We start from the raw sequence: 21766 nt of genomic DNA, 5'->3' as shown, positions 1-21766 counted from the left end.
ACGTGATCTGAATCGCGACGATGTTTGAATCGGGCGGCCCAGCAGTCCCGAATCGCCATCCACCGGCGAGCAGTCCGCGCCACTCTGGAGCCTCATGGAACTACGCGAACGCCGGCCAGTGACGGCCGACCCTGTGCCACCGCGCGCCACACTCCGTGCGCGCGATGCGTTCGCGATCACCATCGGAATCGTCGTCGGTGCCGGCATTTTCCGGACCCCGTCGTTGATTGCCGGTGCCTCCGGCAGCGAATTCGTGATGCTCGCGGCCTGGGTCGTCGGCGGCCTCCTGTCGATCGTCGGTGCGCTCTGCTACGCCGAACTCGCGACCACCTATCCGCAGGCCGGCGGCGACTACACCTATCTGCGCCGTGCCTACGGACCACGTCTCGCATTCCTGTTCGCCTGGGCGCGCGTGTCGGTGATCCAGACCGGCTCGATCGCGCTGCTGTGCTTCATCGTCGGCGATTACATGGGCCAGCTGTTCGATCTCGGGCCGTGGTCGTCAGCGCTCTATGCCGGTGCGGCGGTCGTGCTGCTGACCCTCGTCAACTGGATCGGCACGCGCCAGGGCGCGGCGGTGCAGACCTGGCTGACGATCGCCGAGATCATCGGCGTGCTGGTCATCGTCGTGGCCGGTCTGATGTTCGCGCCGACCGACATCGCGCCGGTTCCCGGCAGCGGCGGCGACAGCGCGATCGGTCTGATTCTGGTGTTCGTGCTGCTGACCTATGGCGGCTGGAACGAAGCCGTCTACGTGACCTCCGAAGTGCGCGACGCGAAGAAGTGGATGCCGCGCGTGCTGATCCTGAGTCTGATCGCCGTCGCGTCGCTGTACGTGCTGGTGAATCTCGCCTACCTGAAAGTGCTGGGCCTCGGCGGCATGGCCGAGCACAACGCCGTTGCCGCAGAGGTGATGGGGCGCGTGTTCGGACCGACCGGTGCGGTGCTGATGAGCGTGATCGTCGTGGCCGCGGCGCTGACGTCGGCGAACGCGACGCTGATCACCGGCGCGCGCAGCGTCTATGCGGTCGGGCGCGATTTTCCGGCGCTCGGATTCATCGGTCGCTGGGATGCGCGCAGCGGTACGCCACGCGCCGCGATCGTGACCCAGGGCGTGCTCGCACTCGCACTGGTCGGTCTCGGCGCGTTCGCGCGCGACGGCTTCGAGGTCGCGGTGGAATACACCGCGCCGGTGTTCTGGCTGTTCTTCCTGCTCGTCGGCGTTGCGCTGTTCGTGTTGCGCCGGCGCGATCCCGATCTGCCGCGTCCGTTCCGCGTGCCGCTGTATCCGGTGCTGCCGCTGCTGTTCTGCGCGACCAGCGCCTACCTGCTGTATTCCAGCCTGGCCTACACCGGACGCGGGGCGCTCGTCGGCGTCGTCGTCCTCGCGGTCGGCGGCCTGCTGCTGTTGCTGTTCAAACCGACCCCGCATCCCGAGGAGACGCCGCCATGAAGTCGAAGAAGACCCTGATCGCACTCGCCATCTGCACGCCCTTCCTGCTGGCCTGTGCCGACAAGGCGGTCAACGCCTACGAGCCGGCGAACGGTGCTGCGACCAGCGCGGTGACCGGCGAAGACCCCGCGATGCACACCACGGACGCCGTGACCGCCGAGATCGGTCCCGACTCGCCGCACGCCGAGGGCGCGCCGCCGCCGTCGCGCGAACCGGATGTCATCTACGTGCCGACGCCCGAGCCGGTGGTCGACGCGATGCTCAACCTGGCCGGCGTCAAGGCGGGCGATGTGCTCTACGACCTGGGTTCGGGTGACGGCCGCATCCCGATCGCCGCCGCGCAGCGCTTCGGCGTGCGCGGCGTCGGCATCGACATCAATCCCGTGCGCGTGCGCGAAGCGAATGCGAACGCTCAGACGGCCGGCGTGACCGATCTGGTGACGTTCAAGGAAGCCGACCTGTTCGAGGAAGACATCAGCGAGGCCAGCGTGGTCACGCTGTATCTGCTGCAGAGCCTCAACGTGAAGCTGCGGCCCAAGCTGCTGGCCGAACTCAAGCCCGGCACGCGCATCGTCAGCCATGCATTCGACATGGCCGACCAGTGGGAACCCGAGCAGACCCAGGAGGTCGACGGCACGCGCATCTATCTGTGGACCGTGCCCGAGCGCTGAGACGTGTCTCACCGCGTCGAACAGGTTTCGAGCACGCGCGCCGCCGGTCGTCCGCCGACGGCGCGATGGCATCATCGTCGCCCCGCAAGAGAACACCCCGCCATGACCCGCATCGCTCCGCTCGTCCTGTCGCTCGCCGCACTTTCGGCTGCCTCCGTGTCCGCGTCGCCGTATGGCGGTGAACTGCAGGGCTTCGACTATCCGCATCCGCGGCAGGCGTACGCGCTCGCGTCGCAGGGGCAGTCGCTGTCGATGGCCTACATGGACGTGCGCCCCGAAGGCGCGGGCAACGGTCGCACGGCGGTGCTGCTGCACGGCAAGAATTTCTGCGGGCCGACCTGGGACGACACGATCACCGTGCTGGTCGATGCCGGCTGGCGGGTGATCGCGCCGGACCAGATCGGCTTCTGCGGATCGACCAAGCCGCGCGGCTACCAGTTCTCGTTCGCGCAGCTCGCGGTGAATACGCATGGCCTGCTCGACTCACTGGGCGTCGAGCGCGCCGTGCTGATCGGGCATTCGATGGGCGGCATGCTGGCCACGCGCTACGCGCTGCAGTATCCCGACGCGGTCGAGCAGCTGGTGCTGGTCAACCCGATCGGACTCGAGGACTGGCAGGCCGAAGGCGTGCCGTACGCGAGCATCGACACGATGGCCGAGGGCGAGCGCAAGACCACCTTCGACAGCATCAAGGCGTACCAGCTGAAGTTCTATTACGACGGCCAGTGGGCGCCGCGCTACGACCGCTGGGTCGACATGCTGGCCGGCATGTACGCCGGGCCCGATCGCGAGATCGTCGCCTGGAACCAGGCCCAGACCTCGGAGATGGTGTTCACCCAGCCGGTGGTCCACGAGTTTCCGAAGCTGCGCGTGCCCACGTTGCTGATGATCGGCGGCAAGGACCGCACCGCGCCGGGCGCGAACCGCGCGCCGGCGGACGTCGCGGCGCGGCTGGGCGACTACCCGGCGCTGGGCCGTCGGGCCGCCGAAGCGATTCCCGACGCGCAACTGGTCGAGTTTCCCGCGCTCGGCCATTCGCCGCAGGTCGAGGCGCCGGACGAATTCCACGCTGCGCTGCTGCGCGGGCTGGCGCCGCGCTGACGCGCCGCGCAGGTCGACGAAGCAGGACGTGGCGGTCGCCGTGATGCGGCCCACATTCATTCCGCATTCGTCCGGCGCGGGGCGCACCCCCTAGACTGTCGGGCATCGTCGCGCCCCGCGCGTGCCCGCCCACAGGACCTGTCTTCCGATGTCGATCCGGCGCCTGCCACTGCCGCTGTTGTTGACCGCCTGCATCGCACTGGCGGCCTGTCAGCGCAGTGCGGAGGACACCGCGCCGCCGGTCGAAACGGTCGAGGTCGCGAGCCCGGAAGAAGGGGGCGCGGTCAGCAGCGCGCCGGTCGATGTCGACGCGGTGCCGGCCGTGCTGGTGGCCGAGCCCGACACCGGCGGCGTGGACTGGTCGCCGATGACGCTGCCCGCGGGCACGGCCTCGATCAGCTGCGAGCTCGACTACGCCAACGCCGGCGACGGCACGCCGTTGACCGCATTCGACCACGACGCGCTGCGCGAGGCGATGGCGGACTGCGCCGAGCGCGGCGTGTTCCGGCTGCGCTTCAAGGGCCGGGTGACCGAAGACTTCACCCGTCTGATGAAGCGGCTGGCGGTGGTGGCCGACGAACTGTCGATCAACAAGCGCGTGCTCGACATCGACTCCAGCGGCGGCATGGTCGAAGAGGCCATCCGCGCCGGCGACGTGATCGCCGAGACGCGTTGGACGATCTGGGTGCGCGAGGGCGCGGTCTGCCACAGCTCCTGCGTGTTCCTGCTCGCCGGCGGCGACACCCGCCTGATCGGCGGACGCGTCGGCATCCACCGCATCATCCGCATGAGCTCCACGGCCTCCACCCGCGCCGAGCTCAATCGCGAACTGCGCGCGGTCTACGGCCGCGTGCGCGACTACCTCGAGCGCAACGGCGCCGCGGTCGCGGTGGCCGACCTGATGATGGCCGTACCCAACCGCAGCTTGCGCATCCTCACCCCGGATGAACTCAAGCTCTACGGCCTCGACGGCGTGAACCCGGCCCAGGACGATCTCGATCGCCTGCGCCTGATGCGCAAGTGCGGTCAGGATTTCGTCGCCCGCCGTGACGCATATGCACGCGCGTTCGACACCACCTGCAACGCGCCGGATCGCGATGTCGAGCAGATGGCGAACTGCGGCCTCGAACTGCGCGGCAAGTTCGGTTTCCCGGACGAGCAGTGCCCGACCGAGAGCCCGTTGTCGGAATTCGATCTGGTCGGCGCGCTGACCGCCGCGGCCGGCAATGCCAGTCGTTTGCGCATCCTCGGCGTGCCGGTCGGCGAGCCGCGACCCGCTGCACGTCCCACGACGCCGGCGCGTGCGACACCGGCGCCTGCACCCGCGGCCGTCTCTGCCGAATCGCGCGCTGCGAGCGAGCCTGCGGACGAGGGCGATGCGGCGGCGGATGAAGAGGCGGAAGCGCCGGTTCCGTAATCGGCTCAGGGGTTTTGCGCTGAGCAGTCGTTGCTGTGGCGCCAAGCATCAGGACCGGCATCCGGCCACCAGGAATTGCTCGAAGCCTGCAAGTTCAAGGGCTGACCGCCCGCCATGAACCGAGCACCTCTCCCTTTGGGAGAGGTCGACGTGCGCAGCGCGTCGGGTGAGGGCAGGGCTCCCAAGCTATTTCTGAAAACCGGTGTTTATTCTCGAGCGCCGTAGATTTGCGACCCTTCGCCCTCACCCCAACCCCCGCTCCGCGCCCCGGCCCTCGCGTTGCCGCGATGGCATTCGTCGGCACGCGAGCCAGCGGCTCGCAAGCGTGCCATCTCACCCCAGAGGGAGAGGGGCTCTAGTTCAAGACTCGGATCCTGTACTCGGAACCGTTCGCGCTGTATGCCGACAAGCGCAGTCGCGACGCTTCACCCCTCCGCCAAGAAGCCACCCGACTGCCGCTTCCACAGCTGCGCATACACGCCATCGCCAGCGACCAGCACCTCGTGCGTGCCCTGTTCGACGATGCGGCCGCGGTCCATGACGATCAGGCGGTCCATGGCCGCGATCGTCGACAGGCGATGCGCGATCGCGATGACCGTCTTGCCCTGCATCAGGCGGTAGAGGTTTTCCTGGATCGCGGCTTCGGCCTCCGAATCCAGCGCCGATGTGGCTTCGTCGAGCACGAGGATCGGCGCGTTCTTCAGCAGCACGCGGGCGATGGCGATGCGCTGGCGCTGGCCGCCGGAGAGTTTGACGCCGCGCTCGCCTACGTGCGCGTCGTAGCCGGTGCGGCCCTTGGCGTCGCTCAGCGTCAGGATGAAGTCGTGCGCCTCGGCCCGCTTGGCGGCTTCGATCATCTCGGCTTCGCTCGCATCCGGGCGGCCGTAGAGGATGTTCTCGCGGACCGAGCGGTGCAGCAGCGAGGTGTCCTGGGTGACCATGCCGATCTGCGCGCGCAGCGAATCCTGTTCGATCGTCGCGATGTCGGTGCCGTCGATGCGGATCGTGCCGGCCTCGCGGTCGTAAAAGCGCAGCAGCAGGTTGACCAGCGTCGACTTGCCGGCGCCGGAACGGCCGACCAGGCCGATCTTCTCGCCGGGCCGCACGTGCAGGTCCAGACCTTCGATGACGCTGCGGTCGTTCTGGCCGTAGTGGAAATCCACGTGCTCGAAGCGGATGTCGCCGGCGATCTTCGCCAGCGGCTTGGCGTCGTCGGCGTCCTCGACGGTCGGCGCCAGCGAGATCGAGTTGATGCCGTCGCGCACGGTGCCGATGTTCTCGAACAGCGCCGACAGTTCCCACATGATCCACTGCGACATGCCCAGCATGCGCAGCGCCAGCGCGATGGCGACGGCGATCGCGCCGGTGCTGATCGCGCCCTGCTGCCAGAGCCACAGGCCGAGCCCGGTGACCGATCCGACCAGCAGCATGTTGAGCATGTAGTTCGCGGCGTTGACGATCGTCACCAGCCGCATCTGCCCGTGCACGGTATGCAGGAAGCCGTCCATCGCTTCGCGCGCGTACGCCTGTTCGCGCTGCGAATGCGAGAAGAGTTTGACCGTCGCGATGTTGGTGTAGCTGTCGACGATGCGACCGGTCATCACCGAGCGCGCGTCGGCCTGGCGTTCCGAGATCCGGCTCAGCCGCGGCACGAAGCGCCACATCAGCGCGGCGTAGAGCAGCAGCCAGCCGACGAAGGGCAGCATCATCCGCCAGTCGGCCGCGGCGGCGACGATGATCGCGCCGGTGAAATAGACGATCACGTAGTTTCCGACATCGAGCAGCTTGATCACCGTCTCGCGCACGGCCAGCGAGGTCTGCATCAGCTTGGTGGCGATGCGGCCGGCGAACTCTTCTTGGAAGTAGCTCATCGACTGCCGCAGCAGGTAACGGTGCACGTTCCAGCGGATCCGCATCGGGAAATTCCCGAGCAGGGTCTGGTGGATGACCATCGCGTTGAACCAGGTCAGCAGCGGCAGGCCGATCAGCACCAGCACCGCCATCAACGCCAGACGCCCGCCCTCGGCCGCCATGAACGTGGCGGGCGTGTGCGAGGTCAACCGGTCGACCAGCGAGCCGACGTAGGCATAGAGCACGACCTCGGCCACCGCGATCAGCGCGGTGAACGCCGCCATCAACAGCAGCCAGCGGCCGCTGCCGCGCACGTAGTGCATGCAGAACGCGAACAGAGTGGTCGGCGGCTGCGTCGGGATCGACGGCGGGAAGGGATCGATGCGGTTTTCGAACCAGCGGAGCATGGGCAATCCAGGGGCGGCGCGACGTGCGCGCGGGACAGGCGGTCTATTGTCGGCGATGGCGGTCGCCGATGGCGCGACGCGAGGCGAACGCTGCGTGTGGTCAGGGCACGTCGAGCACGATGCGGCCCAGATGATGACGTCCGATCGCGTGCGCGGCCGCAGCGGCATCGGCCAGCGGGAAGCGTGCGTCGATGTGCAGATGGAACGGTCCGCGCGCCGCGGCGCGGCAGGCCGCGTGCACCTGGCGCGCACCGGCGCCGGCACCGAACGTCGAGGCAGCGATGTCGTCGCGCACGGGGGGCGCCGTGACGCCGCGCGGCCAGGCGATACGCCCGCCGGAGCGAAGCGCATCGACGATCACGCCCGCATCGGGCGTCTGCGCGGTCAGCAGCGCGGCATCCAGGCCGTCCGGCGCGAAGATCCGCAGAGCCGGTGCCAGCGCGTGGCGTCGACCGTCGATGGCCATGTCGGCGCCGAGGCGTTCGGCCAGCGCCACACCGTCGGCGCCGGATGCGACCGCCAGCACGCGCGCGCCGCGCTGACGTGCGAACTGCAGTGCCATGTGACCGATGCCGCCGCTGGCGCCGAACACCAGTGCGGTATCGCCGGGGCCGAGTGCCAGCGCCACCGCGACCGCGTGCATCGCCAGGCCGCCATCCACCGGCAGCGCGGCCGCCTGCGGCAGGGTCAGCCGCGGCGGCACCGGCCACAGATGGTCCACATCGACGACGACGAACTGCGCGTGGAAGCCGTGCTTGGGACTGCGCAGCGGCAGCAGGCCGCAGACCCGGTCGCCCTCGCGCAGCCGCTGCACGCCGCCGCCGACGTCCACCACCGTGCCCGCACCCTCCGCGCCGGGCACGTACGGAAACACCGGCGCGCCGGCAGCGAACGGCGCCAGCGCGCCTTCGCGCTCCAGCACGTCCCAGGGGCCGAAGCCCGCAGACAGCACGCGCACCAGGGCCTGGCCGGGGCCGGGCAGGGGAATCGGACGTTCGACTAGCGACAGCACCTCGGGCCCGCCGAAGCGTTCGAACGCGAGGGCGAGCATGGTCTCGTCGTCGATCCCGTCTGGAATGCCGGCATCGTCGGAACCGGGCATGGGAAGCGGCATGCAATCGTCGAAGGTCATCGGGCGGCCGTGGACAGCAGGAGGAATGGCGCGCAGGCTATGACCTCAACCAATGTTGAGGTCAAGTGATGGAGACACGTGCACGGCGTGCGGATGAGGTGCTCTCGGTCGGCGAACTGGCCGCGCGCAGCGGCGTGGCGGTCTCGGCGCTGCATTTCTACGAACGGCAGGGCCTGATCCACGGCGGCCGCAACGCCGGCAACCAGCGACGCTATGGCCGCGAGGTACTGCGGCGCGTGGCGATCATCAAGGTCGCGCAGCGTGCCGGCATTCCACTCGCGTCGATCCGCGAAGCCCTGGACACCTTGCCCGACGGGCGCACGCCGACCACCGCCGACTGGACGCGGCTGTCGCGCCGCTGGCGCGCGGAACTCGATGCGCGCATCGACCAGCTCACGCGTCTGCGCGACCAGCTCGACGGCTGCATCGGCTGCGGCTGTCTGTCGTTGAAGGCCTGCCCGCTGCGCAACCCCGAGGATGTCGCCGGCGCACGCGGGCCGGGCGCGCGCTATCTGGAAGGCTGAGGCGGCTCGGCCGGCGGAGGCGCGGCTGCGGCTTTCTTCTTCTTCGGAGTGGTCACCGCCGCGATCCGCGCAGCGAGGCTGTCGCCCATCGAGCGGCTGAAGCGCGCCAGATCGGTCACCGCGAGGCCGCGATACCAGGCGATCCCGGCGACCGCTTCGATCGCCCGGTCGTCGCCGACCGTCGCGGCGAACGCTTTCGTCCACGCATCTTCGACATCGAGCGCCACCGCGTACGGCAGCAGCCGCACGTAGCGCGCGGCATCGAGCGTGGGCCCCGTGTGCGCATCGCCGTGCCGGCGTCCCGCCTTCACCGCGCCGGCCAGATGACGGCGCAGACCTTCAGCCTCCGCGAGCAGCTGCCGCCCTTCGCGCGTAGGCGCACGCACCAGCAGTGCGAACGCCAGCAGCATCGGCGCCATCAGTACAACCACCAGCACCGTCGACGGCAGCGAAGGCGCGTGCCAGGCCAGCCACAGCGCCGGTACAGCGGCTGCGAGCGCGATCGCCAGCGCACCGAGGATGCTGCCGCCGTGGGCGCGGAACAGTGCGGGCACGAAGCGTTTGCGCAGGGCGAGTTCATGCGCCTTGCAGGCCTGCGCGACCCGCGCCTGCTCGCGGCTGCGCAGGTCCACCGCGTCATCGGGCGCCGGCAGCAACGCGGTGAGCTGCGCGCGCTGTTCCATCGTCGGCAGGGTGTGCGCGCCCTCGCGCGTGCGTTCGATCCGCCAGCCGGTACGCGCGCCCTGTGGTGTGCGATGGAGGCATAGGTGCGCGTCGACCGCACTGGCCAGCAGGTCGGACGCGAAGCTGCGCGCGTCGTAGCGCATGCGGCGCAGGTAACGCAGGCCCGCGGGCGAAAAACCCGCGGGTGGTTCGAGGCGCTCGGGCACGGCGCCCAGCGCCTGCGGATGGCGGACACGGCGCCAGCGCAACACGCAGTACGCCGCAAGCACCAGCAGTCCGGCCAGCGCGACCAGCAGTCCGGCGTTGTCCTGCAGCCACCACAGGGCGCGCTGGCGCGGCGCCGGCGCCGCGATCACGTCCTTGGGGAATGACAGCCGCACGTGCAGGCCCGTGTGCGGCGGCAGCGCCTGCGTCAGCGTCCAGCGTGCGGTGCCCGCGGCAGACAGCGCCACGTGGAAATCGCGACCGGCCGTACCGGTGATGCCCTCGGCGCGCAGCGTGTCGACCGCGACTGGCCGCGGCAGAGTCACCATGACCGAGCCCTGTTCGACCGGCACGGACTGGTCACTGCCGATCGCCTCGAGCGACAGCGCATCACGCGTGTCGCCGAACAACGGTTGTCGCGTGGTGCGGTAGTGCAGCGTGTACACCGGCTGCGACGGCACTTTCAGATGCCCGGCATCGCCGGTGCGCAGGCGCAGGACGCGGCCGACCCGTTCGATCCGCCACGGCTCGGCGCGACCGTCGCGCAGCACGTCCCGCATCTCCAGATCGGTCACCACGACGTCGCCATGCGGATCGCGATCACGCACCGGGAAATCGCGGACGAGGCCGTGACGGAACGCGCGGCCTTCCGCGCGCAGTTCGATCCGTTCGGTGACGTCGAGGCGGCCGTCAGCGAGTACGCGCACGTCGACGTCGTGACGCAGGATCCGCTCCTGCGCCCACGCCGGCAGCGCGGCGAGGCAGGCGAGCAGCAGCAGCGCGCACCGCATCAGCGCGCCAGCTCCACGGGCACCGGCTGCCGGCTGCCGTCGTCGGCCTGGAAGAAACCGGCCGCGCCGATGCCCGTCAACCGCGCGACGACGGTGTCGGGTAGGCGCTGGACCGCATCGTTGAGATCGCGCACGGCGCCGTTGTAGAAGCGTCGCGCGTACTGCAGCTGCGCTTCGACGTCGACGAGGTCGGCCTGCAGCTGCGCGAAACCGTCGCTGGCGGCGAGCGCCGGATAGGCCTCCTGCAACGCGATCAGGCGCTGGATGCCGGCGCCGAGGGACTGCTCGAGATCCGACAGCGTCGCGGCATCGGACGTGTCCATCGCCCGCGTGCGCAACGCGGTCACCGCATCGAGCGTGGCGCGTTCGTGATCCGCATAGGCCTGTACCGCGCTGACGAGCTGCGGCACCAGGTCGTGACGGCGCATCAGCTGCACGTCGATGTCGGCCCACGCGGTCCGCACCTGGTTGCGCAACCGCACCAGCCGGTTGAACACCACGACCGCCCACGCCAGCAGCGCCGCGATCAGCAACGCGCCGATGACGGTGGCCGTCATCGACGATCGCCTGCGATGTCCGGAGCTCGATCCATGGATCACACGGCAGCAGAGAAGCGGCTGAGCATACCTGCTGCACGTGACCCGTCGACCCCGGGAGAACCCTGCGTGCGGGACGCTTGCCGGCCGCGATGCAATGCGTACACTCGGTCCACTTCAAGCAGTTCTGCGAGGAACGTCACGATTATGAACACCCTACGCCTGTCGCTGTCGGCTGCCCTGCTGGTCGCCTTTGCCTCCGCTGCACACGCACAACAGCCTGCCGCCCAGCCCGCAGCGCAGCCCGGCGCCGCCGCGCAGCAGCAGCTCACGCCCGAGCAGCAGGCGCAGGTCGCGCGCCAGGATGCCGAGATGGGCGCTGCCGCGGTGCAGGTCATGCAGATGATCGACGGCAACCGCGCCGGCGAAGTCTGGGACGGCGCCTCGGCGACGATGAAGCGCGCGGTGACCCGCGACGAATTCGTGCGTCAGCTCAACATCGACCGCAACCGCCTCGGCGCGCCGACCAAGCGCGACCAGCCCGTCGTCAGCCGTTCGCAGTTCCGCGCCGGCGAAGCGGTGCCGGAAGGCATCTACATCAACGTCGCGTCGCCGACCACGTTCGCCAGCCAGCCGCAGGCCGTGCGCGAACTGGTGTCGTTCCGTCTCGACGAGGACCGTACCTGGCGCGTGTCGGGCTACAGCGTCCGCTGAGCCGACAGTCGGTGATGTGTTGCCGAACGGCGCCTGCGGGCGCCGTTCGTGTATCCGCGCCTCAGTGCGCGGCGACGACGCGGATCACCTGGCCGTCGAGTTCGACGGTCTGGTCCGCGCGGATCTTGCAGGTCTTGCGCAGTTCGACCACGCCATCGACGAACACCGCGCCGCTGGCCACGATGGCCTTGCCGGCCCCGCCGCTGTCGCACAGGCCTGCAAGCTTGAGCAGCTGGTTGAGTTCGACGTGGTCGCGTTCCAGCGGAAATTCGATTGGCGCGGGCATGGTCGATCTCGTAATGCGGGCCGGCATTATCGGTGATCGCGAGATCGAAACGTCCGGTGTGCGCCGTGTCACATGGATCGCACCGTACGCGGTCACAGGCTGGGCGCAGTCAGCATGTGTGCGTTACCGTACACGCTGACCATTCAGGATCACTGCAATGGCTGCAAGCCGATCACACCTTCCAGGTGTCTGCCGTCCATGATGCGTGCACCGCTGCCGTCCGACGAAGTCGCGCGCCAGGCCACGCTGGACGCTTACCGCATCCTCGACACGCCGCGCGAGGCCGCCTATGACGATCTCGTCGCGATCGCCGCGGTGATCTGCGATGTGCCCATGGCAGTCATCACCTTGATCGACCACGACCGGCAATGGTTCAAGTCGGCGCACGGTGTCGAAGGGGACGGCACGTCGCGCGAGATCGCGTTCTGTGCGCATGCGATTCTCGATCCGTCGGAGACGATGATCGTCACCGATGCCCGCAAGGACCCGCGCTTCAGCGGCAATCCGATGGTCACCGGCGGGCCGCACGTCCGCTTCTATGCGGGTGCCCCGATGCGCGCCGCCGATGGCCAGCCGATGGGCACGTTCTGCGTCATCGACGACAAGCCGCGCGAACTCGAACCCGAACAGCGCAGCGCGCTGGAAGCCTTGTCGCGGCAGGCCTCGCGGCTCATGGAGCTGCATCGCATCAGCCAGGAGCTGCGCCTGCAGCTCGAAGAGCGCGGCTGGTACGAGCAGCAGCTGCTGCATTACCAGCAGGAGCTCGAGAACCAGAATGCGGATCTGGAGGAGCAGTCGTCGACCGATCCGCTGACAGGTCTTGCGAACCGTCGCGCGTTCTCGCGCACGCTGGACCAGGCGATCACCCAGGCGCATGCGCTCGGCACGCCGCTGTCGGTGGCGATCGTCGACATCGACCACTTCAAGTCGATCAACGATCTGCACGGCCATGCGGAAGGCGACCGCGTGCTGCAGACGCTGGGCGCGATGCTGTTGTCGACCGAGGCCGCACGCGGGCGCGTGGCGCGATTCGGCGGCGAGGAATTCGTGCGGTTGTTGCCGGATCGCGCCCTGGCCGATGCCGCGCGCGAATCGGAATATTTGCGCGAAGCGGTCTCCGCGATGCCGACCGGATTGCCGGTGACGATCAGTATCGGTGTGGCGGCGTTGCAGCCTGAAGAGGATGCGTCCTCGTTGCTCGCCCGCGCTGACCAGGCGCTGTACAAGGCGAAGCACGAAGGGCGCGACCGCGTCTGCGCTTTGGCCTGAAGCCGCGCAACCCGACCAAACCCGCCCGTGGGCTGGTGGACCGCAGCGAACCGGATTTCAGTCCGCGATCTGCTTCGCTTCGCCGGCGGCGAGATTCTCCGGATGCACGATGCGCCGTGGACGCGACAGCAGCGGATACGCCAGCACCGCGGCCAGGATGATCGCCACGCCCGCATAGAAGCGCGGCGTCAGCTCGTGCTGTTCGCCGAGCAGCACGACGGCGAGCGCGATCGCATAGACCGGTTCCAGATTGACCGCGAGCTGCGCGGCGAACGCGCTCATGTGCCGCAGCGCGACCAGCGACAGCGCGAACGGCAGCAGCGTGCAGGCGAAGGCGAGCAGCAGCAGATAGGCGCCGTCGTGCAGGCTCGGCAGGGTCAGCAGGCTGCCGGCGAAGGCCGGGAACAGCAGCGGCATCAGCGGCGCGAGCAGGGTCAGGGTCAGCGTGCCGGCGCCGAGCTCGAGCGCGGTCACCGTGAGCGGATCGGCGCGTTCGACGAGGCGCTTGTTCAAGGATCCGAAGCAGGCGACGAACAGCGCCGACAGCGCACCGACCGCGACGCCGACGCGCATGCCGTCGGGAATGCCGCCGACCACCAGCGCCACGCCCGGCAGCACCGCGATGCCCAGCGCGAGTTCGCGCCACGAGAAGCGGCTGCGCGCGACCAGCGGTTCGATCAGCGCGATGAACACCGTCGCCAGCGCCATGCAGGTCGCCGCGACCGAGGCGTTGGCGAGCTTCACCGCGCCGTAGAAGGTCAGCCAGTGCAGCGCGACCAGTGCGCCGACGCCGGCGTAGGCCAGCAGCAGTCGCGGCGGCAACGCGCGCACGCCGCGCCAGACCCGCGGCAGCAGCATCAGCGTGCCGGCGACCAGCAACATCCGCCACCACACCAGCGGCAACGCGGGCAGGGTGATCAGCTTGCCGAGGATGGCGGTAAAGCCCCACAGCAGGACGCAGAAGTGGATCTGCCAGTGGGCTTTCGTCGTGGGCTGCATCGGGAGGGCGCCGGCAAGGGCGCGCATTATCCATCGCCGATGTCCGCCGCGGGTGGGCGCCGGTCAACGCGGGGCGGCGTCCCGGTTCGAGTGCAGGGATTCCGCATCGGCCTGCCGCTGTTGCGCCCGACCCAGCCAGATGCCCAGCGCCGCCCAGACCAGCGCCAAAGGCACGACCACACTCACCAGCCCGCCGAGCGCCAGGCCCAGACGTCCTAGCACGCCCTCGGTCTGCGCACCGACCACATCGCCCACGCGGTAGACGAAGGTGTCGATGAAGGCCTTGGCCTTGTATTTGTCCTCGCGGCCGACAACGGTGAACAGCGTCTCGCGCGCGGGGCGGGTCAGGCCACGCTGGATCGCGCGGTTGGTGGCTTCAAGCAGGATCAGCACCAGGAACGAGCCGTAGATCGCCAGACCGATGAAGCCGACCGCCATCGCGATCGGCAGCAGCGCCAGCGCGAAGGCCAGTCCGAGTCGGCGGATGATGTGACCGGTCAGCGTGACCTGCAGCACCAGCACCGCGACCTGGGTCCACATGTCGATATTGCCGAGCAGCCCGGTACGCGCATCGAGATCGGTTTCGGCTGCGGCCACCATCTGCAAACGGGTGAAGTAGATGAAGGTTGCGACGATGGTCATGATCACCACGTAGCCAGCGATGCCCATCAGATAGCGTGACGCGAACACCGCGCGGATGCCGGCCAGTGCGCTGCCACCGATGCGGACCGCCTCCGGGTCCTGCATCGGCGCATCGCGTGGCCCGTCGGACCGCAGCCGCACCAGCCACCAGGCCAGCCCGATCGAGGCCGCGAGGAATCCTGCGGCGACCAGCAGCAGCGCCGGCGTGCCCAGCGGTTCGGCCAGTCGCGCGGCGAGCCAGGGGCCGAAGATCGCGCCGAGCGTGCCGCCGACCGCGATCAGCGCGAACAGCCGCTTGCCCTGATCGCTGCTGAAGCGATCGGCCAGCAGCGCCCAGAAGACCATCGTCACGAACAGGTTGAAGACACTGAACCAGACGTAGAACACCTGCCCGCTGCGCGCGCCGACGGCGCCCGGTGCGAACACGAGCAACGCCCAGAACCCGACCAGGCTCAGGGCGAAGAACGCATACGTCGCCGAGATGAAATGCAGCCGCCGCAGGCGCGCGACCAGCCAGCCGAACACCGGATTGACCAGCAGCGTCACGACCGCGGTGCCGATGAACAGCCAGCGCACGCTGTCGAGTCCGCGCTCCATGCCCAGCGCGTCGCGCGCCGGTCGCAACATCATCAATGCAGTCAGGATGCAGAAGAAGAACAGCCCCGCGACCAGCACCGGCGCGGCCTCGCCGCGTCGGAGATTGAACAGGTCGGCGATCCTGCCTTCGGACATCGCGGGCCGTGCCTCAGGCGAACTGCGCGACGAGTTCGGCCTGCTGCGCCGCGCTCAGCAAAGGCCCGGTGCCGGCGCGCAGCTGGTCGGCCTGGCGGTCGGGCCGACCCGTCGCCGGGATCACCGCGGTCACCGCCGGGTGGCTGATCGCGAATTTCAGGAACAGCTGCGACCAGGACGTCACGCCGACGTCGTCCGCCCAGCCCGGCAGCGTCAGATCCTGCACCCGCGCAAACAGCTTGCCGTCGTCGAAGGCGCGGTTGATCAGCACGGCGATACCCAGTTCCTGCGCGACCGGGAGCACGGTCTGCGCGGCCTGCGGTGCATTGACCGAGTAGTTGACCTGCACGAAATCCGGGCGGCGCGCACGCATCGCCGCGACCAGCGGGGCATGGCCGCTTTCGAGATAGTGGGTCAGGCCGATGTAGCGCGTCGCGCCGGAAGCTTTCAGCTGCTGCGCGTAGGGCCAGGCGACGTCGAGCGCGCGCAGGTTGTGGACCTGCAGCAGCTCGACGCGATCGGTCTGCAGGCGGCGCTGGCTTTCGGCCCATTGCCGTTCCATCGCGGCGCGGTCGTCGGCGGCGATCTTGGTCGCCAGGAAGCAGCGGTCACGCCAGCCACCGGCGGCCAGCAGAGCGCCAAGTACCGCGTCCGCGTTGCTGTAATTGGGTGACGTGTCGAACAGCGTGGCGCCGCCGTCGAAGAAGACGCGGACGGTGTCCTGCAGGCGCGCGAAGTCAGGTGAGTCCAGCGCGATCTCGTAGCTGCCGGACGTGCCCGCGCCGATGGCAGGCACGGTTTCGCCGGTGGATGGAATCGTGCGGCTGATCAGCGGGCCAGGGTGGGCGGCGTGCGGCGGCGCGGCGCCCGCACCTGCAGACGGCGCGGCGGACTCGCGGCTGCAGGCCGCGATCGGAGCCAGTGCCAGGCCGGCGGCGGCAAGCGAGGCTGCACTGAGGAAACGGCGACGGGACGGCATGGCGAACGCTCCTGCATCGGGTCGGCTCCCGATCATAGGCGGTTCGACACCACGAAGTCGGTCGCCCGATGTGCGTTTGACGTTTCCGGTCTGCATCGCGGAATCCGCCGGCCACCACGCGGCATCGACGGCCGCAGACTGTAGGCTGTGCATCCGGCCGGACCTGACCCGTCGCGCCGGTTCGCCGTTTCGCGCGTTGCCGCCCCAGGCGCGACCGGAAGGGTGAAGCCGAGGGGGTGGCCGGGTCGATGGCCGGGAGGGCCGACGCAATAATGACGCTGGACGAACGCAGGCTCGCGGTGCGCGAGCTGAAGGTGGGCATGTATGTCTGCCGCCTGGACCGGCCGTGGGAAGGCACGCCGTTCCTGCTGCAGGGTGTGTTGATCGAGTCTGAGGACGACATCCGGACGCTGGATGGTCTGTGCGCGCATGTCTTCGTCGATGTCGAACGCGGCCTTGCGCCGGTCGGCCCGGCGCTGCAAGTGCTGGATGCTGCACCGCCAAAGACCGCCGCGCCGCCGAAACCGCGCTGGCGCGCCTACGGCAACGACGAGATCTCGGCCCTGCAGGGCGCGGCGACCTATCCCGAACAGATCGAGTTCGAGCAGGAACTGCCGCAGGCGCGCGAAGCGCATGCGCAGGCCGCGGCATTCGCCGAACGCGTGCTCGACGACGTGCGCGAGGGCCGCGCGATCGCGGTCGAGGAGGTGCGCGGTGCGGTCGAGCCGATGGTCCGCAGCCTGGTGCGCAACGCCGACGCCTTTCTGTGGCTCGACGCGCTGCGCGCGCGCGGTGCCTACGAATACCGGCACGCGCTGTCGTGCAGCGCGCTGGCCGCGGCATTCGGTCGCCACGTCGGCCTGCCGCAGGAACTGCTGATCGACATGGCCAGCGGCGCGCTGCTGCTCGATGTCGGCAAGTTGCGGCTCGATCCCGATCTGCTCGGCAGCAACACCGCGTACGACGACGATGCGCGCCTGCGGATGCAGGCGCACGTCGAACAGGGCCTGGCGATCGTCGATGCCGGCGGCGCGGTGCCCGAACACGTTCGCGACATGATCCGCACCCACCACGAATGGATCGACGGCAGCGGGTATCCGCGCCGGCTCGAGGGCGACGCGATTCCGCTGCTGGGCCGGGTCGCCGCGGTCGTCGACGCCTACGACGCGATGACCAGCGAACGTCCGCATCAGCCGGCAGCTGCGCAGCACGTCGCGTTGCAGGCGTTGTACCGCGGCCGTGGCAGCCAGTTCGCAGCCGAGATCGTCGAGCAGTTCATGCAGTGCATGAGCGTCTATCCGATCGGCGCACTGGTGGAGCTGAGCAGCGGCGAAGTCGCGATCGTCACCGCCCAGAACGCGGCGCGACGCCTGCAGCCGCGGGTGATGGTGCTGACCGATCCGGACAAACAGGTGCTGTCGCAGTTCCACTCGCTCGATCTCATGGTGCGCGCCAACAGCGACGACCCCGTGCGGATCGCGAGCGCGCTCGCGCCGGGCGCCTACGGCCTCGATCCGGTCGATCTGTTCCTGTGACGCGGATGGGGCCCGTTCCGTGCTGAACCACACCGCAGCATTGGCCGACGTGGCCGAATGCCTGCAGACGGCCCGGGCCGATGCGCCACTGGGCGTGGTCGTGCTGCGCGCGCAGCGCGTGCGCGAGATCGAGCTCGCACTGGGCTACGCGGCGGGCGAAGCGCTGGGCCATGCGATGCAGACCGCACTGGAGGCCGCGGTGCGGCCCGGCGATCGCGTGCTGCGGATCGGCGAGCACGATTTCCTGGTGCTGTTGCCTGCGTTGCGCGGCCGCGCGCACGCTGCACTCGGCGCGGCCAAGTTCGTGCGCGCCCTGCAGCAACCGCTCGACTTCGGCGGCCAGCGGGCGCAGGCCACAGTTGTGGCGGGCATCGCGATCGCGCCGGAGGACGGCGACGACGCGGAACTGCTGTGCCGGCGCGCCGATCGTGCCTGCGACGATGCCGTGGACGGCGTGGAGCGGCACGCGTTCTGGAAGGCGCCGCCGATTCCACTCGATACCCTGCACGACGATCTGCGCGCGGCGATCGCCGACAATCAGCTGGTCGTGCATCTGCAGCCGATCGCGGGACTGCCCGATCGCCGCATCCGGAGCTACGAAGCGCTGTCGCGCTGGACGCATCCGCAGCTCGGCAATATTCCGCCCGACGTCTTCATCGACGTCGCCGAACGCGGCGGCATGATCGGCGAGCTCACGCGCTGGAACGTCAATGTCGCGCTGCGTCACCTGGCGACATTGCGCAGGGCGGGGCAGGCCACGCGGATTGCGGTGAATCTGTCGGTGGATGCCTTGCAACTGCCGGGATTCGTCGACCAGGTCCTCGATCTGTTGCGGCTGTGGGACGTGCCCGGCGAGTCGCTGGTGTTCGAGATCACCGAAAGCGCGTTGATGCGCGACATCGTGCGCTGCAGTCATCTGCTGGGCCAGCTGCGCGCGGGCGGCATCCGCATCGCGATCGACGATTTCGGCACCGGCTATTCGTCACTGGCGTATCTGCGCCGGTTGCCGATCGACGCGCTCAAGATCGATCGCAGCTTCGTCCGCGACATGGTCGAGGATGTGCGGGCACGCCGGATCGTCGGGACGATGATCGAGCTGGCGCACGATCTCGATCTGACCGTCGTGGCCGAAGGCATCGAAGACGAGGCCACGCTCGCGCTGCTGCACGACGCGCATTGCGACTTTGTGCAGGGCTATCTGATCGGGCGACCTGCGCCCGCCGATGCGGTGGTGGGCGACGCTCTGGCTCCGTCAGCGGCACCGGTCGCGTCGTTGTAGAGCGCGTCGCCTTGGACACGCAGCGTCAACGCAGACGCGCGGCCACCGCGTCCCAGTTCACCAGCTGCCAGAACGCATCGAGATACTTCTGCCGGTTGTCGCGGTAGTCCAGATACCAGGCGTGTTCCCATAGCGAGATCGCGAGCAGCGGCGTGTCCTGCCCGGTGATCGGCGTGGCCGCGTTCGCGGTCGCCGCCAGCGCGAGGCGGCCGTCGGGCCGCTGCAGCAGCCAGACCCAGCCTGCGCCGAACGTCGCCAGGGCCAGTGCGTCGAAACGCGAACGGAAGCCGGCGAAGTCGCCGAACTGGCGCGCGATCGCCTCGGCGAGACGGCTCTTGGGCTCGCCCCCGCCACCAGCGGCGGCAGGCTTGAGCGAGTGCCAGTAGAAGCTGTTGTTCCAGATCTGCGCCGCATGATCGAAGGCCGCGCCCTGTGCCTTGCGCACGATGGTCTCCAGCGGCGCATCGGCGAGTTCGTCACCTGCGAGCAGGGCGTTGAGCCGCTCGATATGCCCACGTTGCAGATGTCCGTGATGCTGGTCGAGCGTGTCGCCCGACAGATGCGGCTCCAGCGCGGTGCGGTCGTAGGGCAGGGCGGCGAGTTCGAGGGGCATGGACGGCGGTCCGTTGGTCGATGGCGGCGACGCGATAGAATGCACCAATTCCAAAACCCGATCCCCGCCGGCGCCGCGCCCGCGGTGTGGTCCACAGGGAGCGTCACCGTGTCGATCCTCGAACACATCCAGGCCGAAATCGACGGCCATGCCATCGTGTTGTTCATGAAGGGCACACCGCGTTTTCCGATGTGCGGATTTTCCAGTCGCACCGTGGCCGCGCTGCACGAAGCCGGCGCGAAGGACTACCGCACGATCAACGTCCTCGAGGCGCCCGAGATCCGCGCCAACTTGCCGCGGTTCTCGAACTGGCCGACATTCCCGCAGCTCTTCATCCACGGAGAGCTGATCGGCGGCTGCGACATCACCCTCGAACTGCACGAGTCCGGCGAGCTGTCGCGCATGGTGGCCGAGGTGCTGGCGGCGTGAGCACGGCCGCTTCCGACGTCCTGCCGGGCGCCCTGGCCGGACGCGTCGTGCTGGTCGTCGGCGCTGCCGGCGGCCTCGGTGAAGCGGCCTCGCTGGCGTGCGCCGAGGCCGGTGCGTCGCTGGTGCTGCTCGGTCGACGCGTGCCCAAGCTCAATCGTCTGCACGATCGCCTGCAAAAGGCAGGCGCGGCGCCCGCGCTGTATCCGCTCGATCTCGAAGGCGCCAGCCCGGACGATCATGCCGAACTCGCCGCGCGGATCGAAGCGGAATTCGGCCGGCTCGACGGCATCCTGCATGTCGCCGCGTCCTTCGATGGATTGACCCCGCTCGAACTGACCGATCCGGCGGCGTTCGCGCGTGCGCTGCACGTCAACCTCACCGCACGCTGGTGGCTGACCCAGGCCTGCCTGCCTGTGTTGCGCCGCGCCGGTGACGCCTCGGTCGTCTTCGCGATCGACGATCCCGCGCGTACGAGCGCTGCCTACTGGGGCGGCTACGGATTGGCACAAGCCGGGCTGTCGGCGCTGGTCGGCATGCTGCAGGCTGAACTCGGCGATGCACCCGTGCGCGTCAGTGGTCTGCTGCCGCCGCCGATGCGCACGCCGTTGCGGGCCAGGGCCCACGTCGAGGCGGAGGACCTCATCGCCCGGTCGCCGGCCGAAGTCGCGGCCCATTGCGTCGCGTTGCTGTCGCCCGCGGGCGCGTCGCATCGCGGGCAGCTTTGGTCCCCTGATTCGGCGCGCTTCGCATGACCATCGCCTCGGCCGCGCTGCTGCTGTTCCTGATCCTGGATCCGCTGGGCAACATCCCGGTGTTCCTGAGCATGCTGCGGCGGCTCACCCCGCAGCGCCAGCGCATCGTGCTGGCCCGGGAACTGCTGATCGCATTGATCGTGCTGATGGCGTTCCTGTGGGCGGGCAAGTACGCGCTGGAAGTCATGCACCTGCGGCAGGAGTCGGTGGCGATCGCCGGCGGCATCGTGCTGTTCCTGATCGGCATCCGCATGATCTTCCCGCCGCCGGAAGGATTGATGGGCGAGATTCCGGACGGCGAGCCTTTCATCGTGCCGATGGCGATCCCGCTGGTCGCCGGCCCGTCCGGCATGGCCGCCGTGATGCTGATGGGCAGCAACGAGCCCGACCGGCTCGGCGAATGGAGCCTCGCGCTGCTGATCGCGTGGGGTGCGACGGCCGCGATCCTGTTCTCGGCCACCTATCTCTACAAGCTGCTCGGTGCGCGGGCGCTGACCGCGATCGAGCGGCTGATGGGCATGCTGCTCGTCGCGATCTCGGTGCAGATGCTGCTCGACGGTCTCGTCAGCTACCTCCGGGCCGGCCTCGCGCCCATGTGAGTGCGGCGTGACCACACTGCGACAAGGACTTACGCGTCTTTGTTCCAGCTGGTCATAAAAGTCAATGCGGTCAGTGGTTTGCGCCTGTCCGCTGCTGTCATGGCACTGTCACTTCGTTTGTTTACCGTGTTAACCTGTTGTTAACCGCGGCGCTTCGCCCGCACGCC

Annotated in this window: 21 protein-coding genes; 12 read left to right on the top strand and 9 right to left on the bottom strand. The window is 69.1% G+C overall.

Annotated elements, in window-relative coordinates:
* Positions 1-94 precede the first annotated feature (94 nt).
* The 4 genes from AC3A5T_RS13805 (at position 95) to AC3A5T_RS13790 (ending at position 4642) form a co-directional block, all read left to right on the top strand.
* A complete protein-coding gene (locus AC3A5T_RS13805) occupies positions 95-1453 on the top strand; it encodes an APC family permease (RefSeq protein WP_487629061.1) in 1359 nt (452 codons plus the stop codon).
* Entirely contained in the window at positions 1450-2124 is a 675-nt protein-coding gene (locus AC3A5T_RS13800; protein ID WP_487629060.1) for an SAM-dependent methyltransferase, read from the top strand. The genes AC3A5T_RS13805 and AC3A5T_RS13800 overlap by 4 nt, the downstream gene beginning before the upstream one ends.
* Before the next feature lie 102 nt (positions 2125-2226).
* A complete protein-coding gene (locus AC3A5T_RS13795; RefSeq protein WP_487629059.1) occupies positions 2227-3225 on the top strand; it encodes an alpha/beta fold hydrolase in 999 nt (332 codons plus the stop codon).
* Between the two features lie 148 nt (positions 3226-3373).
* Positions 3374-4642, top strand: a complete 1269-nt coding sequence (locus tag AC3A5T_RS13790; protein ID WP_487629058.1) for a COG3904 family protein — start codon at positions 3374-3376, stop codon at positions 4640-4642.
* A gap of 425 nt (positions 4643-5067) precedes the next feature.
* Here AC3A5T_RS13790 and AC3A5T_RS13785 read toward each other — a convergent pair whose 3' ends face one another.
* The gene (locus AC3A5T_RS13785) at positions 5068-6900 is read right to left on the bottom strand and encodes an ABC transporter ATP-binding protein (protein WP_332076489.1); all 1833 of its coding nucleotides are present in this window, start codon (positions 6898-6900) and stop codon (positions 5068-5070) included.
* Between the two features lie 100 nt (positions 6901-7000).
* Entirely contained in the window at positions 7001-8032 is a 1032-nt protein-coding gene (locus tag AC3A5T_RS13780) for a quinone oxidoreductase family protein (protein ID WP_487629057.1), read from the bottom strand.
* 68 nt (positions 8033-8100) lie between these two features.
* Between AC3A5T_RS13780 and soxR the strand changes: the two genes are divergently transcribed.
* Complete coding sequence (gene soxR / locus AC3A5T_RS13775; RefSeq protein ID WP_487629056.1) at positions 8101-8556, top strand: redox-sensitive transcriptional activator SoxR; 456 nt, start codon at positions 8101-8103, stop codon at positions 8554-8556.
* Here the strand turns inward: soxR and AC3A5T_RS13770 are convergent.
* Both AC3A5T_RS13770 and AC3A5T_RS13765 read right to left on the bottom strand, forming a co-directional pair.
* Positions 8541-10235: a DUF2207 family protein gene (locus tag AC3A5T_RS13770; protein WP_487629055.1), complete on the bottom strand. Its 1695-nt coding sequence runs from the start codon at positions 10233-10235 to the stop codon at positions 8541-8543. The genes soxR and AC3A5T_RS13770 overlap by 16 nt on opposite strands.
* A complete protein-coding gene (locus AC3A5T_RS13765; protein WP_487629054.1) occupies positions 10235-10792 on the bottom strand; it encodes a LemA family protein in 558 nt (185 codons plus the stop codon). Before AC3A5T_RS13765 ends, AC3A5T_RS13770 begins: the two co-directional genes overlap by 1 nt.
* Before the next feature lie 186 nt (positions 10793-10978).
* Between AC3A5T_RS13765 and AC3A5T_RS13760 the strand changes: the two genes are divergently transcribed.
* Positions 10979-11485, top strand: a complete 507-nt coding sequence (locus AC3A5T_RS13760) for a DUF4019 domain-containing protein (RefSeq protein ID WP_332076495.1) — start codon at positions 10979-10981, stop codon at positions 11483-11485.
* Between the two features lie 61 nt (positions 11486-11546).
* Here AC3A5T_RS13760 and AC3A5T_RS13755 read toward each other — a convergent pair whose 3' ends face one another.
* Positions 11547-11771 carry an RNA-binding S4 domain-containing protein gene (locus AC3A5T_RS13755; RefSeq protein WP_332076496.1) on the bottom strand — a complete coding sequence of 75 codons (225 nt, stop codon included), beginning with the start codon at positions 11769-11771 and terminating at the stop codon, positions 11547-11549.
* A gap of 72 nt (positions 11772-11843) precedes the next feature.
* On the opposite strand from AC3A5T_RS13755, the gene AC3A5T_RS13750 reads away from it, so the two are divergent.
* Positions 11844-13040, top strand: a complete 1197-nt coding sequence (locus AC3A5T_RS13750; protein WP_487629053.1) for a sensor domain-containing diguanylate cyclase — start codon at positions 11844-11846, stop codon at positions 13038-13040.
* A 57-nt stretch (positions 13041-13097) separates the two neighbouring features.
* On the opposite strand, the gene AC3A5T_RS13745 is transcribed toward AC3A5T_RS13750, so the two are convergent.
* From AC3A5T_RS13745 to AC3A5T_RS13735, 3 genes are all read right to left on the bottom strand, one after another.
* Complete coding sequence (locus AC3A5T_RS13745) at positions 13098-14039, bottom strand: DMT family transporter (RefSeq protein WP_487629052.1); 942 nt, start codon at positions 14037-14039, stop codon at positions 13098-13100.
* A 63-nt stretch (positions 14040-14102) separates the two neighbouring features.
* Positions 14103-15413, bottom strand: coding sequence for an NTP/NDP exchange transporter (locus tag AC3A5T_RS13740; RefSeq protein ID WP_487629051.1), 1311 nt, complete (start codon positions 15411-15413; stop codon positions 14103-14105).
* 13 nt (positions 15414-15426) lie between these two features.
* A complete protein-coding gene (locus AC3A5T_RS13735; protein ID WP_487629050.1) occupies positions 15427-16392 on the bottom strand; it encodes an aldo/keto reductase in 966 nt (321 codons plus the stop codon).
* Between the two features lie 272 nt (positions 16393-16664).
* On the opposite strand from AC3A5T_RS13735, the gene AC3A5T_RS13730 reads away from it, so the two are divergent.
* Positions 16665-17927 carry an HD-GYP domain-containing protein gene (locus tag AC3A5T_RS13730; RefSeq protein ID WP_487629049.1) on the top strand — a complete coding sequence of 421 codons (1263 nt, stop codon included), beginning with the start codon at positions 16665-16667 and terminating at the stop codon, positions 17925-17927.
* Between the two features lie 19 nt (positions 17928-17946).
* Positions 17947-19206 carry a putative bifunctional diguanylate cyclase/phosphodiesterase gene (locus AC3A5T_RS13725; RefSeq protein ID WP_487629048.1) on the top strand — a complete coding sequence of 420 codons (1260 nt, stop codon included), beginning with the start codon at positions 17947-17949 and terminating at the stop codon, positions 19204-19206.
* A gap of 25 nt (positions 19207-19231) precedes the next feature.
* Here the strand turns inward: AC3A5T_RS13725 and AC3A5T_RS13720 are convergent, their stop codons facing one another.
* Entirely contained in the window at positions 19232-19819 is a 588-nt protein-coding gene (locus AC3A5T_RS13720; RefSeq protein WP_487629047.1) for a superoxide dismutase, read from the bottom strand.
* A gap of 108 nt (positions 19820-19927) precedes the next feature.
* Between AC3A5T_RS13720 and grxD the strand changes: the two genes are divergently transcribed.
* The 3 genes from grxD to AC3A5T_RS13705 are packed head-to-tail and all read left to right on the top strand — an operon-like array spanning position 19928 to position 21599.
* Entirely contained in the window at positions 19928-20248 is a 321-nt protein-coding gene (gene grxD / locus AC3A5T_RS13715; RefSeq protein ID WP_332076506.1) for a Grx4 family monothiol glutaredoxin, read from the top strand.
* Positions 20245-21000, top strand: a complete 756-nt coding sequence (locus AC3A5T_RS13710; protein WP_487629046.1) for an SDR family NAD(P)-dependent oxidoreductase — start codon at positions 20245-20247, stop codon at positions 20998-21000. The genes grxD and AC3A5T_RS13710 overlap by 4 nt, the downstream gene beginning before the upstream one ends.
* Entirely contained in the window at positions 20997-21599 is a 603-nt protein-coding gene (locus tag AC3A5T_RS13705) for a YhgN family NAAT transporter (RefSeq protein ID WP_332076509.1), read from the top strand. The genes AC3A5T_RS13710 and AC3A5T_RS13705 overlap by 4 nt, the downstream gene beginning before the upstream one ends.
* The last annotated feature ends 167 nt before the right edge of the window (positions 21600-21766 follow it).

The sequence above is a fragment of the Luteimonas sp. Soil_C_16 genome (assembly GCF_057657295.1).
Note: the sequence above shows the minus strand (reverse complement) of the source record. Positions and strands in the feature narration are given on the sequence as shown.

Coding starts and splice junctions, on each gene's coding strand:
- AC3A5T_RS13790 (WP_487629058.1), top strand. CDS start 3,374: ATGTCGATCCGGCGCCTGCCACTGCCGCTGTTGTTGACCGCCTGCATC.
- AC3A5T_RS13720 (WP_487629047.1), bottom strand. CDS start 19,819: ATGCCCCTCGAACTCGCCGCCCTGCCCTACGACCGCACCGCGCTGGAG.
- AC3A5T_RS13730 (WP_487629049.1), top strand. CDS start 16,665: ATGACGCTGGACGAACGCAGGCTCGCGGTGCGCGAGCTGAAGGTGGGC.
- AC3A5T_RS13735 (WP_487629050.1), bottom strand. CDS start 16,392: ATGCCGTCCCGTCGCCGTTTCCTCAGTGCAGCCTCGCTTGCCGCCGCC.
- AC3A5T_RS13750 (WP_487629053.1), top strand. CDS start 11,844: ATGGATCGCACCGTACGCGGTCACAGGCTGGGCGCAGTCAGCATGTGT.
- AC3A5T_RS13780 (WP_487629057.1), bottom strand. CDS start 8,032: ATGACCTTCGACGATTGCATGCCGCTTCCCATGCCCGGTTCCGACGAT.
- AC3A5T_RS13785 (WP_332076489.1), bottom strand. CDS start 6,900: ATGCTCCGCTGGTTCGAAAACCGCATCGATCCCTTCCCGCCGTCGATC.
- AC3A5T_RS13740 (WP_487629051.1), bottom strand. CDS start 15,413: ATGTCCGAAGGCAGGATCGCCGACCTGTTCAATCTCCGACGCGGCGAG.
- AC3A5T_RS13765 (WP_487629054.1), bottom strand. CDS start 10,792: ATGACGGCCACCGTCATCGGCGCGTTGCTGATCGCGGCGCTGCTGGCG.
- AC3A5T_RS13770 (WP_487629055.1), bottom strand. CDS start 10,235: ATGCGGTGCGCGCTGCTGCTGCTCGCCTGCCTCGCCGCGCTGCCGGCG.
- AC3A5T_RS13705 (WP_332076509.1), top strand. CDS start 20,997: ATGACCATCGCCTCGGCCGCGCTGCTGCTGTTCCTGATCCTGGATCCG.
- AC3A5T_RS13745 (WP_487629052.1), bottom strand. CDS start 14,039: ATGCAGCCCACGACGAAAGCCCACTGGCAGATCCACTTCTGCGTCCTG.
- AC3A5T_RS13795 (WP_487629059.1), top strand. CDS start 2,227: ATGACCCGCATCGCTCCGCTCGTCCTGTCGCTCGCCGCACTTTCGGCT.
- soxR (WP_487629056.1), top strand. CDS start 8,101: ATGGAGACACGTGCACGGCGTGCGGATGAGGTGCTCTCGGTCGGCGAA.
- AC3A5T_RS13800 (WP_487629060.1), top strand. CDS start 1,450: ATGAAGTCGAAGAAGACCCTGATCGCACTCGCCATCTGCACGCCCTTC.
- AC3A5T_RS13760 (WP_332076495.1), top strand. CDS start 10,979: ATGAACACCCTACGCCTGTCGCTGTCGGCTGCCCTGCTGGTCGCCTTT.
- AC3A5T_RS13805 (WP_487629061.1), top strand. CDS start 95: ATGGAACTACGCGAACGCCGGCCAGTGACGGCCGACCCTGTGCCACCG.
- AC3A5T_RS13755 (WP_332076496.1), bottom strand. CDS start 11,771: ATGCCCGCGCCAATCGAATTTCCGCTGGAACGCGACCACGTCGAACTC.